General features: G+C 63.3%; 9 protein-coding genes. 8 read left to right on the top strand and 1 reads right to left on the bottom strand.

All coding sequences use genetic code 11. The features are described from left to right. Positions 1-212: 212 nt before the first annotated feature. The 5 genes from AAC691_RS15790 (at position 213) to AAC691_RS15770 (ending at position 13,829) form a co-directional block, all read left to right on the top strand. A complete protein-coding gene (locus AAC691_RS15790; protein WP_342627609.1) occupies positions 213-1,865 on the top strand; it encodes a S10 family serine carboxypeptidase-like protein in 1,653 nt (550 codons plus the stop codon). A 483-nt stretch (positions 1,866-2,348) separates the two neighbouring features. After that, on the top strand, positions 2,349-5,468 hold the full coding sequence (locus tag AAC691_RS15785) for a TonB-dependent receptor domain-containing protein (RefSeq protein ID WP_342627608.1): 3,120 nt from the start codon (positions 2,349-2,351) through the stop codon (positions 5,466-5,468). A gap of 308 nt (positions 5,469-5,776) precedes the next feature. Continuing rightward, positions 5,777-7,084 (top strand): M28 family metallopeptidase, encoded by a 1,308-nt coding sequence (locus tag AAC691_RS15780; RefSeq protein WP_342627607.1) that lies wholly within the window; start codon positions 5,777-5,779, stop codon positions 7,082-7,084. 982 nt (positions 7,085-8,066) lie between these two features. After that, the gene (locus AAC691_RS15775) at positions 8,067-11,012 is read left to right on the top strand and encodes a TonB-dependent receptor domain-containing protein (RefSeq protein ID WP_342627606.1); all 2,946 of its coding nucleotides are present in this window, start codon (positions 8,067-8,069) and stop codon (positions 11,010-11,012) included. Between the two features lie 165 nt (positions 11,013-11,177). Next, a complete protein-coding gene (locus AAC691_RS15770) occupies positions 11,178-13,829 on the top strand; it encodes a M1 family metallopeptidase (RefSeq protein ID WP_342627605.1) in 2,652 nt (883 codons plus the stop codon). A gap of 51 nt (positions 13,830-13,880) precedes the next feature. On the opposite strand, the gene AAC691_RS15765 is transcribed toward AAC691_RS15770, so the two are convergent. Further along, positions 13,881-14,768: a slipin family protein gene (locus AAC691_RS15765; protein WP_342627604.1), complete on the bottom strand. Its 888-nt coding sequence runs from the start codon at positions 14,766-14,768 to the stop codon at positions 13,881-13,883. A 294-nt stretch (positions 14,769-15,062) separates the two neighbouring features. Here AAC691_RS15765 and AAC691_RS15760 point away from each other — a divergent pair, with 294 nt between their 5' ends. From AAC691_RS15760 to AAC691_RS15750, 3 genes are read left to right on the top strand one after another with little or no spacing between them, the layout of a single operon-like run. Further along, positions 15,063-16,277, top strand: coding sequence for an aspartate aminotransferase family protein (locus tag AAC691_RS15760; RefSeq protein ID WP_342630245.1), 1,215 nt, complete (start codon positions 15,063-15,065; stop codon positions 16,275-16,277). After that, complete coding sequence (gene argF, locus AAC691_RS15755; RefSeq protein WP_342627603.1) at positions 16,274-17,266, top strand: ornithine carbamoyltransferase; 993 nt, start codon at positions 16,274-16,276, stop codon at positions 17,264-17,266. Before AAC691_RS15760 ends, argF begins: the two co-directional genes overlap by 4 nt. Continuing rightward, on the top strand, positions 17,266-17,586 hold the full coding sequence (locus AAC691_RS15750) for a hypothetical protein (protein WP_176640762.1): 321 nt from the start codon (positions 17,266-17,268) through the stop codon (positions 17,584-17,586). The genes argF and AAC691_RS15750 overlap by 1 nt, the downstream gene beginning before the upstream one ends. Positions 17,587-17,631 lie beyond the last annotated feature (45 nt).

Below are 17,631 nucleotides of genomic sequence, written 5' to 3'. Positions count from 1 at the left end.
GGCGGCCCAATCGCGACATGTTCTAAATTATCTTTTATCCCGTGCAGGCGCGCCAGGATTGGTGCACTGGCAGAACATTGTTATCCTGCCGCGATCGCGACCGAACGCGCTCGACCGACCGAACCGGACGCATTCCGCGGGCGGGGGCGCGCAATCGCGGGCATACCCCATGCCGGACCGGTCGAACGACAGACCGACATGAGATACACACGATGAATCGCAAACTCCTTCTCTGCGGCGCGGCCCTCGGGCTTTGGATGTCCGCCACCGCCACACTGCCTGCCGTTCCGGCTCTGGCCGCCGAGCATGCGGCGCAGGACGCCCCGCAGGACGATGACGGGAAATCTTCCCTCGCCCCCTTCGATTTCACCCCGCGGCAGAAGATCTCGGACGGCATCGTCACGGTCCGTGGGCAGAAAATCGCCTATCAGGCCGTCGCGGGCACGCTGATCGTGCATCCCCGCGACTGGGACGACGCGGCCCCGGAAAAGAAGGGCAAGCCGGGGGACCAACCGGTGGCGGCGATGTTCTATGTCGCCTATTTCAAGAAGAACGTGGCGCCGGCCGCGCGGCCGATCACCTTCATCTATAATGGCGGTCCCGGATCGGCCACGGTGTGGCTGCATATGGGCGCCTTCGGCCCGCGGCGGATCGTCACGGCCGACGACACCCATACGCCTGCGGCGCCTTACAAGCTGGTCGACAATGACGACAGCCTGCTGGACGTCACCGACCTGGTCTTCATCGACGCGCCGGGAACCGGATTCGGGCGGATCGGGGGCAAGGACAAGGAAAAATCGTTCTACGGCACGGACCCCGATGCCTGGGCCTTTACGGATTTCATCGCCCAGTTCCTGGGCCGGTATCACCGCTATAACGCGCCCAAATATCTCTTCGGCGAAAGCTACGGCACCACTCGGTCGGCCATCGTCGCGAACATGCTGAAGCAGGACAAGGAGATCGACCTGAACGGGGTCATGCTGCTGTCGCAGATCCTGGATTACGACAACAACATCGACCGGGCCGAGGCCAATCCCAGCGTCGATCAGCCCTATATCCTCGCCCTGCCCAGCTATGCCGCCACCGCGTGGTATCATCGCAAGCTGCCGCACCAGCCGACGGACCTGAAAGCATTCCTGCATGAGGTCGAGCATTTCGCACTGACCGACTATGCCGGCGCGTTGCAGGACGGCACGGCGATCACCGACCAACGGCTGAACGAGATCGCCGCCCGCCTGCATGATTATACGGGCCTGCCGGTCGATTACATCAAGCGCGCCAATTTGCGCGTCAATGGTGGCGAATTCGAAAAGACCCTGATGGCGGATGAGGACACCGATACCGGCCGGCTCGACAGCCGTTTCTCGGGCGCCTCGATTGATCCGCTGTCGCAGCATCCGTTCTATGACCCGATGGATTCGGCGATGGGCTCGGCCTATCTGTCGGCCTTCAACGATTATGCCCGCGACGTCCTGCATTATGGCGGCGACAGCCCGACCGGCGCCTATGAGGAATACAAGGCCAGCGCCCATTCCATCGGCAAATGGTCCTTTACCCACGAACAGCCCGGTGTCCCGCATTCGAATCGCGGCCTGCCCAACGTCCTGCCCGACCTGGCCATGGCGATGAAGGAAAATCCGATGCTGAAGGTTCAGCTCAACCAGGGCTATTTCGACCTGGGCACGCCCTATTTCGAAGGCGTGTACGAAATGCGCCACCTGCCGATCCCGCGCAAGCTGGCCGGAAATATCGAGATCCATCAATATATGTCGGGACACATGGTGTACGCCCATGCACCGGCGCTGAAGGAACTGCACGACAACGCGGCGGACTTTATCCGCCGGACGGATAATTTGCCGCACTGAACGACCCCACACTTGGCGCGGCTTGCCTGGTGGCATTCGCAACGAAAGAGCCACGCCAAGTATGGGCATGTCGTAATTGGGTTATCTATCCGGTTGATTTCCGGCCATGATCGAAATGACGGTTGGGGATGGACAATCCTCGACGGCAGTAGAGTTTTTAAGTGCCTTGAAAAAATAATTCCATAAAAATAATTTTATTATTTCGCAATCAATCCTATTGCAAACCAACCCATTCCGCTACGTAGCGCGGCTTCGCGGCCCAGGGATTGTACAAAAGTTATAAAGTAATTACATAACATACTGATTTCATACATCTCGTTTCATAATGCGCAATACGTACGTTGCGAAAATGCAACCTGTGGACATTTTTCGACACATGATGGACGCAGGATGTTGCAATTTCGTTGCGAACCCGGAGCATATGGTCCTGGAGCTTCGCTCGCGTTTTTTATTTTTTCCTTTCAACTTCAATGCAGGTATTTCATGGCCTTATGCAGTGAAACACGGCGTCAACATGCACTTGCGGCGCCCGACCGGGTCAGGAAGCGACGACGCCATCCAACTCTCGATGAAACCCGTCCGGGCAATCGCGGCCTGCTGCCATGCGCCACGGCGCTGATCGCCGCGGCGGCGATTCCGGCCCTGGCCACTGCCCAGACGGCTCCTGCGATCACCCCGACCCCGACCCACCAGCACAAAAGCACGACCCACCACCATGTGCCAGCCAAGCCGATGGCCAGGACGACGCATGTGATGCCTTCGGCCGCGCCTGCAACCATGGCCGCGCCGATCCCGGCCCGCTCGTTCACGAATCTCGCCGCGGCCAGTCCGCGACTGGTCGACGCGGCGGCACCGGAAGCGGTCGTCGTCACGGGTTCGATGCTGTCCACCTCGGCCAATCAGGGAGCCGACCCCGTCCAGATTATCACCGCGACACAGATCCAACAGACCGGCGCGACGTCGATGGGCGACTACCTGCAGCGCCTGCCCTCGATGGGATCGGGCGGCACGTATAACAGCCAGACCAACGGCACCGCTGGCGCGGCCTGCGCCGACCTGCGTAACCTGGGCCAGAACCGCGTCCTGGTTCTAATCGATGGCAAGCGCACGTCGCTGAACGGTGAAAATTCCTGCGTGGATCTGAATACTATTCCGATTCAGGCCGTTCAGAGCGTCGAAATCCTGAAGGATGGCGGTTCGGAACTGTATGGCGCCGACGCCGTGTCGGGCGTCATCAACATCAAGCTCAAGCACAACATGAACGACGCGAACATCACCGTTCGCGGTGGCATCACCGACCAGGGCGATGACCGGACGGGCATGATCTCGGGCTACAAGGGCTTCAACTTCGATCACGACAAGGGCAACATCACCATCTTCGCCCAGTACGAGACCGTGGGCGGTGTGCCGCAGCGCGATCGGCCCTGGGCCACTCCGGTGGCGGTTACCAACAATCCCACGGGCCAGCAAGCCTATGGCTCATCCATTCCGCCCGGCGGCAACATCTTCACGGCGGACGGCAACTACGAATGGTCGACTAGTAACAACGGTACCAGCATCCATAACTTCACGGATGCCGACCGTTACAACTATGGGTCACAGCAGTGGATTTCGAACGCTTATCAGGATGCCACGGCGAACGGCGATTTCCACTACGACATCAACCGGCATTTCTCGGTCTATGCCACTGCGCTGTATTCGCACCGTGCCACCGCCGTCACCCTGGCGGGCGAACCGACGTCCGGCAGCGTTCCTCCCTCCAACCTGCCGAACGCCTTCATCCTGCCGGCGAACGCCCCCTACAACCCGACCGGCCCCAACGGCCTGGCCACGCTCAGCGGCCTGTATTCGGGCGCGCCGCAGGACGTCTATCTGTACCGCCGCCTGATCGAACTGGGCGACCGCCGGTTCGAAAGCCAGACCGATACCGTGACCGGAAAGTTCGGCGTCCAGGGTGAAATCACCCATCACTGGATGTACGACGTTTCCTACACGTACGGCGCCAACCAGTACGCTGACCAGGGCGAGAATATCGGCAGCTATCAGAACCTGATGAACTCCTACGGGATCCAGCAGCTCGACCCGTCGGATCCGAACAGCGCGGTGACGTACAACCCCGCGGTCTGCCAAGCCTCCGCAGGCTGCCAGTTGGTGACGAACGCGTTCTCGCGCCTGACGCCGCAGCAGATCAACTATATCAACTATACCACCCATGACGGTGGATCATATCAGATGCGCGACCTGAACGTGCGCATCCACAACGACAAGGTCGCGACGATGCCGTGGGCCGGTGGTGGAGCGTTCGGTATCGCGCTGGGCATGGAACATCGCAGCGAACAGCTGAACTATAACCCGGACCCGCTGGCGGCCGCCGGGCTGAGCATGACGAATACCAGCCAGTACACAGGCGGCGGCTTCAATGTCAACGAAGCCTATCTGGAAGGCAAGGCGCAGCTTTTGCACGATGTCGCCTTCGCGCATGACCTGACGATCGACGGCCAGGGGCGTTTCTCCTCCTACAACACGTTTGGCAGCACCGAGAACTGGAAGGTATCCATCAACTGGGCGCCGATCCGTGACATCCGCTTCCGCGCTACGCTCGGCACGTCCTTCCGTCAGCCGAATGTCTATGAACTCTATGGCGGCCAAGGCCTGAGCTATCTGGCGGGCAACGATCCCTGTGCGGGCGGCAGCTATGCGATCAGCGCGACCGTCATCGCGAACTGCATGAAGCACGGCGTGGTCAACCCGCAGACGCTGGTCGATGCCAATTCCGGCCAGATTCCGTCGCTGGTCGGCGGCAATGCCAGCCTGAAGCCGGAAACCGGCCGCACCTATACCGTCGGCACCGTCATCACTCCGCGCTGGACGCCTGGCCTGTCGGCTTCGGTCGAATACTGGCACTACACGCTGAAGAACATGATCGCCGCGCTGTCGCCGCAATATGTCGCGAACCAGTGCTATCAGTATAACAACCCGAAATACTGCAACCAGATCGACCGATCAGCGCTGACGGACCAAATCAACGACCTTTCGACGATCGACACGAATGTCGGTGGCTTGCGGACCAGCGGGATCGATTTCGACCTGGATTACCGCATTCGCGTCACGCCGGAGGATGTGTTCGTCCTGCATAACAATTACCAGCAGTTGGTCAGCTATCTGGAACAGTTCGAACCTGGCGGCGCGTGGGACAATCTAGCCGGCCGCTTGATGTATACGACAGGCAACGGCCAACCCCGCGTGCGCGACTACGCGACCGCGACCTGGATGCACGGCGCGTTCAGCTTCACCTACATGATGCAGTATATGGGCGGCATGCAGTGGAACGACGGACAGACCGACCTTGCGACCTATAACGCGCAGTCGATCGCTGCCGGCAATGGGCCGCTCTATGGCTACACGCACACGCCTGGCATCTTCACCCATGACGTGTCGGTCGGCTATAATTTCCGTCGCTGGAAATTTACCGCTGGTGTCAATAATATTCTAAACAAGAACCCACCATTCGTGCAGGATTCGACGGAAAACAGCGCCTCGGGGCTTTATTCCAACCTGTTCATCGGCCGCTATATCTGGGCACAGGCCGGCGTGAACTTCTGACCTTGTCAACATCGCATTTCGCATACCTCCCTCCGTCATTAAAGCGGGGCGATCGTGAAGCGGAGCCACATGGACCGGTGCAGCCCGTGGGTCGTGCCGGAGTCTGGCGGACGGCGCGTCTGTTCGGGGCGCGCCGTTCTGCTTAGCCCGCCGTGAACAGGCGGTTACGGCGCGGAGTGAAAGAAAGAAATGGTGAAGAAATGAAACGCGCTATTGGATCCTACCTTGACGACAGTCCACGCAGCAGGCGTGTGTCCCTGACCTTTCTTACCGCCTTTGCCATGCTGGGGTGTGGATTGGCGGGATCCGTGACGCCTGCCGGATCCAGCCTGGCGGCGGCGAACGACATACCGCACCCGGACCAGGCAAGGCTGCGCCAGACGGTGGCGGCACTGGTCAGGTTCGGCACGCGGCATACATTGTCCACCACAACAGATGACCACCGAGGGATCGGCGCGGCACGGCGCTGGGTCGCGGACCGCTTCATGGCAGACAGCGCCGTTTGCGGCCGATGCCTGACGATCGAGACGATCGGCGACCGGTTCACCGGACCGCGCGCTCCGGATGGGGTGCGGATCGAGGACGTGCTGGCCATCCAGAAAGGCATGACGGATCCCGATCGGGTGGTAATCGTGGAGGCCCATATCGACAGCCGCGTCAATGACGTGATGGATGCGACCACCGACGCACCGGGCGCCAACGACGACGCGTCGGGTGTGGCCCTAGTGATGGAGGCCGCGCGCCTGCTGTCACGGCGACATTTCCCGGCGACGATCATCTATGCCGTCTTGTCGGGCGAGGAACAGGGATTATGGGGCGGCGAACTTCTGGCCCGTACCGTGAAAGCTCGAGGATGGCAGGTCGCCAGCGTGCTGAACAACGACATCGTCGGCAACACCCACGGGATCGGTGGCGAACATGTCGACAATCGCGTCCGCGTGTTCAGCGAAGGAATCCAGACTGCCGCCGATACCACTGACATCAAGACGCAGCGTGCGACGGGCGGCGAGGATGATTCCCCCTCGCGTGCATTGGCCAAGGCCATCGTGGCACAAGCAGCGGCGCATCCGGCCATCGGGTTGATGGTGCGGGCGGTACGGCGGCCGGACCGCTTCATGCGCGGTGGTGACCATATTCCCTTCCTGGCTGAAGGCTTCCCCGCCGTTCGCTTCACCGAAGCGGTGGAGGATTATGACCGCCAGCATCAGCGCGTGCGGGTGGAAGACGGGCGCTTCTACGGTGACACGATCGATTTTGTGGACTTCCCGTATCTCGCGCGGGTGACAGCGTTGAACATGATCGTACTGTCCAACCTGGCATCCGCCCCCGCCGCACCGGTCAAGGCGACGATCACCGGCGCGCTGTCCGACGACACCACCGTGACCTGGGCGTCGGTGCCGGGCGCCGCATCCTATCGGGTCAGTTGGCGCCTGGCCGACGGCACTGCCTGGACAGACCATCACGTCGCGCCGGCCGGCGCGACGTCGCTCGTCCTCAAGAATGTCAATATCGACGATCATTTCTTCGGCGTATCTTCTGTTTCGGCGAACGGTGCCCAGAGCCTGGTGACCTTCGCGGGCATGCCGCCGCGCCCCCTTCCCGGCCACACGCATTAGTCCCAGCAAGCGCTTGCTGCATGCCGTTCTCGTTACGAGTTGGGCGCATATGCTCATGGAGAGAGATTCGCAGTTTTTTATTTTCCTTTCAACTTCAATGCAGGCATTTCATGGCCTTATATGGCGAAACGCTGCGTTAGCGTAGCATTGCGGTACCCGGTCAGATCCGGAAGCGACGGCGCTATCCGACTCTTATTGAAACCCACTCCGGCAACCGCGGCCTGCCAAATGGAAGGGCCGGAGCGGTCTGTCAGATCGACGCACCGACCCGAAGGTGCCTTCTTCAACTGTCCTGTCGATCGAAGAAGAAGCAATCGTCGTGGCGTTCCGCCGCCATACCCTGCTGCCCCTGGATGACTGCCTTTAGGCATTACAGGCGACGATCCCGCATCTGACACGCTCTTCTACCTCGTGGGTACGCGGAGTGCGTGACCGAACAGATAAATGTAAAAATTAATTATAATTAATTTCTAGATGAGAATTTATAAGCCCTGCAAAGAAAAAATTCTCTCGGACGACAAATATTATTGTGGATAATTTATTTAATTTAAATTTATTAATTTTAAATCTGATTCGTTAGGAGAATCACGTTCATTCACAAGGGAATGGGCTTTTGGATTGCCCCAGTCCGTGTGCGGGGAGCGGGGCCGGCGCTCCCTAGCCGGAACCAGCGTTGCAAAAATAACAGATAGCACTGCGCGTCCGACCGATTCGTGCGGAATTGCCACTAAAATCATATATAATATGATACACAGTCGAAAAAAAATTCTGGGAAATTTTTAAAAAAATAAAGATATACACTTTATCTTTGTATCATTTCATATGTTTTCCATCCGGCTCAATGTTGCTAAAATGCCACGTGTGGACAATTTCAACACAATCCGTTCCACCCATGTTGCCTTCTTGTTACGAGTTGGGCGCATATGCGTCCCGGAGCATCGCTCGAGCTATTTCTTCGTCTCAACTTCAATGCAGGTATTTCATGGCCTTATACGGCGAAACACCGCGTCAGCGTACCCTTGCGGTACCTGGTCAGGTCCGGAAGCGACGGCGCTATCCGGCTTTCATTGAAACCCGCCCGGGCAGCCGCGCCCTGCTGCTGGGCGCCACGGCGCTGATCGCCGCGGCGGCGATTCCGGCCCTGGCCGCCGCCCAGACGGCCCCCGTGACCACCGCCACGCCCCCGACCCATCACCACAAGAGCACGGCCCGCCACCATGCGGCGGCCAAGCCCGTGGCCGGGGCGGCGCATGTGGTTCCTGCGGCGGCACCGGTTGCCGCCCCGGCCGTGGCGACAACCGTCGCGGCCAACACCGCACCGCCGGACCAGATGGAATCCATCATGATCCGCGCCCAGCGCCGCCTGCTGCGCGAACAGGATTCACCCAGCGCGGTGACGGAAATCGGGCAGACCCAGATCCGCATGAGCGGTGCCGCGGGCAATATCGTCTCGCTGCTGCGTAACGCGCCGTCGGTCTATACCTATCAGCAGGGCATCGGCAATAACGAACCCGTAATGTCGATCCGCGGTACGCGCGGGCTGGAAGCCGCCAATACGCTGGACGGCATGCCGATGCAGGACCTGCTGCAGGGCGGCAGCGGCGCATTCTTGCAGAACATCATCGCGGCCCCGTTCACCCAGGACCAGATCAGCGGCGTTTCGGTCTATCCCGGCGTGGCCTATCCCGACCAGTCGACCTTCGGCACGATCGGCGGCACGGTGGCGTATCACTCGCTGCGACCCGCGGACAAGTTCGGCGTGGATGTGTACGGTGGCGTAGGATCGTTCGGCACCTGGCGGGAAGGCTTCAAGGTCGATTCCGGGCAGCTTGACGGCGCGCTGGGCCGGGGCGTCGATGCGCCCAAGGTCATGGTGCAGTACGACAACATGCAGACCAAGGGCTTCATCGACTATACGCCGGCCCGCTACAACTCGTTCGAAGCGGCCCTCGACAAGCCCTATGACGAGGGCCAGTCGATGTTCCAGGCGACGGTGCTGTACAATACCGGCAGCGGCCTGATTACGCCGGAACCGATTCCGATGCCGTACCTGCAGCAGAACGGCAATTTCAGCAATTACTCGCCGGATCAGGAATATTTCCGCCAGAACAACGACTATTTCACGTTGATGCTGAAGAATGACACCTACATCAACGATTATATCAATGTTGGACTGAGCGGATTCTATCGCTACTCCAACTCGACGACCGAGGAATACGCCAACCCGGCCCTGTTCGCGCCGAATGGCGGCGACACGCCCTTCACGGTCGGAGGCGCCAATCCGTTCAACCAGACCATCGCCGGCTTCGGCGAACAGGGTCTGTACGGCTACGGCAACCCCGCCTATCAGCCTGGCGCCGTAACGTACGATGGCAATGCCATGTACAATAACAGCCCGGCCTGTCCGGCTTCGGTTGTGGCGCAATGGGCAGCGGCCGGTCAGACCAGCCCCTGCGGCTATAACGCCTATACCCAGACGCTGCACACGGACACGTACGGGATTCAGCCGCGCGTTTCCATCCTCGTGCCGGAATTCTGGGGCATCCGGAACACGATCCATATCGGCGGCCTGGTGGCGCGCGAGACGCAGTTGAATACGCCGGTCTATTACGGCATTACCCAGCCCGTCCCGCATGATGCGATAAACGACGTCGCAGGTGCCCCGAATCAGGGCGGCGGTCTCGGCGGCGGGCAGCAGCGTACGATCTTCTCCGGCTATCTGCAGGACAAGATCGATTTGCTGCACAACACGCTGCATATCACCCCGGGCTTTACCCTGCAGGGTACCAAGACCGCGTACAGCACGGGATATCAGGTTTTCGGCACTCCGTCCGCGGCGACGCTGGCGACTCCCTATTGTCAGGCCAATACCTGCAATTACGGTCCGTTCGGAAATCATAAATGGGACCGCGAGTTCCTGCCGTTCGTCAACGTGACCTACGACCTGGACAAGATCGCGCCGGCCCTGAAAGGTGTATCGTTCTACGGCAGTGCCGGCACCTCGGCACTTTATGCCCCCACCAGCGATTTCTCGCCCAGCGTGATCGGCTCTCCGCCCAGCGCGTCGATCGTGCATATGTATGAAGGCGGCGTGAAGTACAACACGTCCCACTGGTTGTTCTCGGCCGATTACTACTATCAGAAGGTCGACCGTGATTTCGGGTTCTTCCAGTACCAGTCCGGACCACAGGCCGGCGATGCGCTGTATACGAACTCCGGCCAGCGCCTGATGCGCGGCCAGGAAGTCACGCTGATGTGGCGTCCGAACAGCACCTGGACGTTCTCGGGCAATTTCTCGCATAACAGCGCGCGGTACCTGAAGACGTACGAGGCGTCCGTGACGGTCCAGGAAGACCAGTTCGGCATCGCCCAGCGCGGCAGCCATGTTTCGGGCATTCCGCAGTGGCTGGCGCAGTTCAGCGTCGACTACAACAAGCGCAACCTGCTGCGCCGGGGTGACGACCTGAACGTCAACCTGACCGGGCGCTATACCGGCCATCAGTACACGACGTACGACCTGACCGGGTTCCAGAATATCGGTCCGATTCCAGGCACGACGGGTGGTTATGGCACCTATGATTATTACAACACCACGGCCGGTGCCACGACGATGGATCCAAACGGCGGGATCGCGCCGTTCGTAATCTTCAACCTCGACGTCAACTACGCCATGCCGGTGCATGAGCTTGGTCCGTTGAAGAAGGTCGATTTCGACTTGAACGTGCAGAACCTGTTCAACACGTTCTACTGGCAGTACAAATACCGGCAGATCTCGCCGGCGTCCTGCGGCACCTTCACCAGCAACCCGCCGGGCACCACGGGCTTTGCCGGCAACGCGGTCAGCAATTACGGGTGCACCCCGCAATTCGCCGACGGCCTGCCGGGCATGCCTGCGACCATCATGTTCACCGTCCGGGCTTCCTTCTAAGTCCCTGCCCTGTTCATACGGCGTATCCTCCTTTACGGGGGATACGCTGTCCTGCATTCCCGGGTTCGGGAACAGGCGGGCTGCCCCAGGGCATCCCGCATGCGGCGGCATGATCGCCGCCATGACGATGTGCCGCGCCCGAACCCGCCATTTTCTGGAGTTCCCATGCGGTACAAACCCGCCATCGCCACCCTGCTGCTGGCCGGCACGGCCTTGCTCTCGGGTCCGGCTCTCGGCGAATCCCCGTTCGATTTCGCGCACGCGCCCGGCCAGTTGCCCAAGGATGTCGTGCCCGGCGCCTATCGCATCGACATCGTGACCGACATGAAGCGCCTGATGCTGAACGGTCATGAGACCATCGACGTCACCGCGTCGGCGCCGGTGGCGCGCATCACGCTGAACCAGGCGGGCCTGACGCTGATCTCGGCCACGGTGGACGGTCAAGCCGCCGCCATCACCCAGGATGACAAGGCGCAGACCGCGACCCTGACCCCAGCGCGGCCGGTCGCCCCCGGGCATCACATGGTGACGATCGCCTATCGCGGTCCGATCCCGGCCACACCGAACGGCATCTATTACGACGATTACCGCGCGCCGGACGGCAAGACGCGGCGCATGCTGGTCACGCAGTTCGAGGTCGCGGACGCGCGGCGCATGTTCCCCGGCTGGGACGAGCCCGCCTTCAAGGCCACGTTCCAACTGACCGCGACGCTACCCGCGCATGACGTGGCGATCAGCAACATGCCCGTCGTCTCGACCACGCCCGTCGGCCATGACGCCAAGCGCGTCGTCTTCGGCACCACGCCGCGCATGGCCAGCTATCTGCTGGCGCTGGTCGCGGGCGACCTGAGCGCGGTCAGCGGCAAGACGGAAGGGGGCACGCCGATCAACGTGTATGCCCCCGCCGGCGAGCAGCAGAACGGACGCTACGCCCTGCAGGCCGCGTCGCAGATCCTGCCCTATTACAACGCATATTTCGGCGTTCCCTACCCGCTGCCCAAGCTGGACCTGATCGCCATTCCCGGAAATTACGAGGCCGGGGCGATGGAAAACTGGGGCGCCATCACCTTCATCGACGACGACCTGCTGTTCGACCCGGCGCACAGCGCGCCCAGCACGCAGGAGATCGTGTATATCGTCGTAGCCCATGAAATGGCGCATCAATGGTCCGGCGACCTGGTGACCATGGGATGGTGGGACAATATCTGGCTGAACGAAGGTTTCGCCACCTGGATGGAAACCAAGGCCACGGATCATTTCAACCCGGGCTGGCAGATGTGGCCGCGCGAACATGCCGAGCGCGAGGCGGCCATGGCGCAGGACGCGCACCCCACGACCCACCCGATCCAGCAAGTGATCCATGACGTCAGCGAGGCCGACACGGCCTTCGACCGGATCAGCTATCAGAAGGGCGAGCAGGTCATCCGGATGATCGAGGACTGGCTGGGTCCCGAGATCTTCCGCGACGGCATGCGCGCCTACATGAAGGCCCATGCCTATGGCAACACCACCAGCGCCGATCTGTGGGCCGCCCTGTCCGGCGTATCGCACCAGGATGTCGCCAGCGTCGCCCGAAGCTTTACCGAACAGAAGGGCATCCCGCTGGTCAGCGTGGCGCGCCATTGCACGGCAGGCAATACGACGCTGACCCTGACCGAGGGCCGCTTCAGCATCGATGATCCGCATCCACTACCGGCGCGCTGGAACATTCCGGTCACCGTCGGCGGTCCGGGCATCGCGTCGCAGCGCACGATCCTGACGCCCGACCATCCGCAGAGCCTGACCTTCGCCGGCTGCGGCCAGGCGCTGAAGGCCAATATGGGCGAGAACGGCTATTACCGCACCGCCTATGACACCGCGTCGCTGACGGCTCTGGCATCCGCCTTCGCCCGGTTCGGCGCCGCCGACCGGGCCGATCTGCTGGGGGACCAGTTCGCGCTGTTCCAGGCTGGGCAGGCGCCGCTGGCGGCCTGGCTGGACCTGATTGCCGACCTGAACGCCCGGCACGAGGACAATATCGCGGTCTGGCAGGATACGATCAGCCATCTGCGTACCCTGGACGAACTGGCGCGCGGCAGCGCGGCGCGTCCGGCCTTCCACGCCTTTGCCCGCGCCCTGCTGGCGCCGCAACTGGCGCGCCTGGGCTGGACGCCGCGCGCGGGTGAATCCTTCCTGGATACGCTGCTGCGTCCCGAGGTGATTGCGGCCCTGGGCCAGTTCGACGACCAGGACGTGGCGGCCGAAGCCCAGCGCCGCTTTGCCGCCTATCGCCGCGATCCGGCCAGCCTGCCGGCCAGCATGGTCGCCCCGGTCACCTGGGTCGTCGGACGCCATGCCGACAGCGCCACCTATGACGCGCTGGCCGGCATGCTGCAGGCGGCGGGCAATACCGAGGACAAGCTGCGCTTCTTCCGCGCCCTGGCCGCCGCGCGCGATCCGGCGCTGATCGCGCGGACAGTGCGGATCGCCTATAGCGGCGTGATCCCGAACGGGCGCATCGCGCGCGTGCTGGCGGTGGTCGCCCATGACAGCGACAATCCGGACCTGGTCTGGAGCCTGGTCCAGGCCCCTGCGACCCAGAAGCAGATCCGCAGCCACCTGGCCCCCTGGTCGCAGGCGGATCTGCTGCCGACCATCGCCGGCCAGTCGGTCAGCCCCGCCGTGGCGAAGGCGCTGATGGCGGACCCGTCGGTAACTGCATCGACCGGCGCCACGATCCAGGCGAAGAAAGCCGTCGACCTGATCGCGGCCAATGCCGGGATCGCGGCACGGGCGCAGCCGGCGCTGGCCGCCTGGCTGGCAGCACACGGCCACTGATCGCGGCGCGCGGCCGGATACCGCCGGCCGCGCGTCCGACCGTCTGCGCCGTTATTCGGCGGCGGTGCGCATCTCGGGTTCGGTCCGGGCCGCCGCCCCCGACAGGACCGCGACCGCGGCCGGGTTCATGCTGTCGATCATCGTCGTCGGCATCAGGATCGTCGCGCCGCGTTCCTTGGTTGTCTCATAAATGATGTTCATCGCCCGCAATTGCAGGGCCGCCGGATGGCCGGCATAGGTTTCGGCCGCGTCGACGAAACGGGCCGCCACCTCGGCCTCGGCCGAGCCCAGGATGATGCGGGCCTGTTTCTCCCGCTCGGCCTGAGCCTGGCGCGACATCGCGTCCTGCAGCGCCACGGGAATGGCGACGTCGCGGATTTCGACCGACATGACATCGATCCCCCAGGCCGTGATCTTGCCGGCGATTTCGGCGCGCAATTGTTCGTTCGAGGATCGCCGGTCCGACAGCAGCGTGGCCAGCATGGACGAGCCGATCATCTCGCGTAACGAGGTCTGGGCGATCCGGTCGATCGCCTCGCGGTAATTGGTGATGCGCAGCGCCGCGGCCTCGGAATCGCGGACATGCCAGAAGATCACGGCATCGACATTCACCGGCACGGTGTCGCGCGTCAGTGCCTGCTCGGCGTTGAAACCCGTCGTCTGGATGCGTTCGTCGATGATCGCGACGATGCGGTCGATCACCGGGATGATCATGAACAGGCCAGGCCCGTGGACGCCCTGCAGGCGCCCCATCCGCAGCACGACGAATTTCTGCCAGACATTGGCCATCCGCAGCGACAGGAAGATCCATAGCGACAGGACGAGGAACGGCAGAGCCCACCAAGGATGGATGGGTGCGCCCTCGGGACCCAGCAGGCCGCCGGCCCAGATGCCCAGCAGCAGCAGCAGCCCCGACAAGACGAGTGTAATCGCATTCATGACCCGGTCTCCTGTGTCCGTCCTGTCATGACGGACGATCCCGCGCCGAACGGTCCTGCCCGGCGTCCCGGGACGGTCGGTGACGTTGGCACGCAGCCGGGGGGCTTCAAGCCCCGCCGGCGCGGCGGGTGCGCAGAAAGAGGGCCATGTCAAGACAGGATTTGACTTGTGCCGCCGCCCGCCCGCATCATGCGCGCGGAGACCGAGGCCTGCCCGCTGCGGCGTGTGGGCCCTTTGGTGTTTCCGCAGACGAACGATCCGGAACACAACCATCACAACAAGGCCTGGCTTTCGATGATTCCCGCCCTGATGCCCACCTACAACCGTGCCGACCTCGCATTCGAGCGGGGCGAAGGCTGCTGGCTGTACGCGGCGGACGGGCGACGATTCCTGGATCTGGGCGCGGGGATCGCGACCTCGTCGCTGGGGCATGGCCACCCGCATCTGGTCGCGGCGGTGGCCGACCAGGCCGCGCGGGTGATGCATGTGTCGAACCTGTACCGGGTACCCCAGGCCGAGCGGCTGGCCGAACGGCTGGTCGCCGCCAGCTTCGCCGACAGCGTCTTCTTCTGCAATTCGGGCGCCGAGGCGAACGAGGGCATGGTGAAGATGATCCGCCGCGCCCAGGCCTTCGGCGGCCACCCCGAGCGCAACCGCGTCATCTGCTTCAACGGCGCCTTCCACGGGCGGACGCTGGCGATGCTGGCGGCGACCGGCAACCCTAAATATCTCGAAGGGTTCGGCCCGCAGGTCGAGGGCTTCGACCATGTGCCGATGAACAACATGAACGCCGTACGCGCCGCGATCACGGCCGAGACCGCCGGCATCATGATCGAGCCGGTGCAGGGCGAAAGCGGCGTCAACGTCGCCGATCCGCGCTTCCTGCAGGAATTGCGCGCGGCCTGCGACGAATTCGGCCTGTTTCTGGGCATGGACGAGGTCCAGTCCGGCATGGGCCGGACCGGCCGGCTGTTCGCCCATGAATGGTCGGGCGTGACCCCGGACGTGATGTCCACCGCCAAGGGGATCGCCGGCGGCTTTCCGATGGGCGCCATCCTGGCGACCGAGGCGTTGGCCCGTCACCTGACGCCCGGCTCGCACGGTACGACGTTCGGCGGCAACCCGCTGGCCTGCACGGCGGCGAACGCGGTGCTGGACGTGGTGCTGGCCCCCGGATTTCTGCAGGATGTGCAGGCACGCGGTGCGCAACTGGCCGGCCGGCTGGATGGGTTGATCACCGAATTCCCCGACCTGTTCGCCGAGCGGCGGGGGATCGGGCTGATGCTGGGGTTGCGCTGCGTGGTGCCCGTCGGGCTGATGCAGGAGGCGGCGATGCACGAGGGCGTGCTGAGCGTGACGGCGGGCGACAACGTGCTGCGCCTGGTGCCGCCGCTGGTGCTGACCGAGGACGATTGCGCCGAGGCCGGCCAGCGCCTGCGCCGGGCGGCGCAGCGGCTGCGCGCGCATCTGGCCGCCGAGACGTCCGTGGCCGAGGAGTCCGCGGCATGAATGCCCTGCCCTCCGCTCCGCTTCTGGCCGGGCCGCCGCCGCGGCATTTCCTGGATCTGCGCGATTTCGACGGTGCCACGCTGCGCGCCATCCTGGATCTGGGCAGCCGCATCAAGCGGATGCAGCGCGGCCGCGCCCGGCCGCTGCATCCGCGCCAGCCGCTGCTGGGCCGTGCGCTGGGGCTGATGCTGTCCAAGCCGTCGACGCGCACCCGGGTGTCGTTCGAGGTCGGGATGCGGCAGTTGGGCGGCGACGTCATCCTGCTGTCGCCCAACGACATGCAATTGGGCCGGGGCGAGACGATCGCCGATACGGCGCGCGTGCTGTCGCGCTTCGTCGATGCCATCGTGCTGCGCACCGGCGACGCCACGGCGCTGCGCGAACTGGCACGCTGGTCCAGCGTACCGGTCATCAACGGGCTGACGCCGGATTCCCACCCGGTGCAGATCCTGGCCGATATCATGACGTTCGAGGAACATCGCGGGCCGATCGCGGGCCGGACCCTGGCCTGGGTGGGCGACGGCAACAATGTCGCCACCTCGTTCATCGAGGCGGCGCGGCTGTTCGGCTTCGCGCTGCGCCTGGCCACCCCGGCCAGCCATGCGCCGTCGGAAAACGCCCTGGCCTGGGCGCGGCAGGGCGGCGCCGACATCATGGTGACGACCGACCCGCGCCAGGCCGTCGCCGGGGCCGACTGCGTGCTGACCGATACCTGGGTCAGCATGTCCGACAGCGACGCCGAACAACGCCGCGTCGCCTTCGCGCCCTATTGCGTCGACGTGGCGCTGATGGCGCTGGCGGCACCCGATGCCCTGTTCATGCACTGCCTGCCTGCCCATATCGGCGAGGAAGTCACCGAGGACGTGTTCGAGGGCGCGCAATCGGTGGTATTCGACGAAGCCGAAAATCGCCTGCATGCCCAGAAGGGGCTGCTGGTCTGGGCCATGGGCGGCCCGCAATGGCAGGATTATGGAGAGGAAGAGCCCTGATGACAGGTCCGGCCCAGATCCCCGCGCGCCCCACAAGCACCGAGGAGGTTCCGGCCACGCCGGGGTGGGTCGAAGGGATCGTCGAGGCCGCCTTCGCCACCCTGCCGTGCAGCGGGCCGGGCGTGACCATCCTGCGCAATGCCTATCTGGACTGCCTGGCGGGCGCGCCGCGCACCGAAGACCTGGATGCGGGGCATGATCGCTGCCGGCAGGCGCTGCTGAAGGCGCTGGCCGCGAAGGAAAAGCTGCGCCCCGATATCCTGCGCGCCTTCGAAACCCGGCTGGAGGCCGTCGAGGCCGAGATCAGCGCCCGGATCTGATCCCGCCCTCTCCATCCCGAAGCATGCCCGCGTCCCCGGGCATGG

This window comes from Nguyenibacter vanlangensis (genome assembly GCF_038719015.1).
GTDB classification, from domain to species: Bacteria; Pseudomonadota; Alphaproteobacteria; order Acetobacterales; family Acetobacteraceae; genus Gluconacetobacter; species Gluconacetobacter vanlangensis.
Note: the sequence above shows the minus strand (reverse complement) of the source record. Positions and strands in the feature narration are given on the sequence as shown.

Excerpts from the sequence above, each read along its gene's own strand:
- AAC691_RS15790 (WP_342627609.1), top strand. The coding sequence starts at position 213 with ATGAATCGCAAACTCCTTCTCTGCGGCGCGGCCCTCGGGCTTTGGATG.
- AAC691_RS15785 (WP_342627608.1), top strand. The coding sequence starts at position 2,349 with ATGGCCTTATGCAGTGAAACACGGCGTCAACATGCACTTGCGGCGCCC.
- AAC691_RS15775 (WP_342627606.1), top strand. The coding sequence starts at position 8,067 with ATGGCCTTATACGGCGAAACACCGCGTCAGCGTACCCTTGCGGTACCT.
- AAC691_RS15770 (WP_342627605.1), top strand. The coding sequence starts at position 11,178 with ATGCGGTACAAACCCGCCATCGCCACCCTGCTGCTGGCCGGCACGGCC.
- AAC691_RS15765 (WP_342627604.1), bottom strand. The coding sequence starts at position 14,768 with ATGAATGCGATTACACTCGTCTTGTCGGGGCTGCTGCTGCTGCTGGGC.
- AAC691_RS15760 (WP_342630245.1), top strand. The coding sequence starts at position 15,063 with ATGATTCCCGCCCTGATGCCCACCTACAACCGTGCCGACCTCGCATTC.
- argF (WP_342627603.1), top strand. The coding sequence starts at position 16,274 with ATGAATGCCCTGCCCTCCGCTCCGCTTCTGGCCGGGCCGCCGCCGCGG.
- AAC691_RS15750 (WP_176640762.1), top strand. The coding sequence starts at position 17,266 with ATGACAGGTCCGGCCCAGATCCCCGCGCGCCCCACAAGCACCGAGGAG.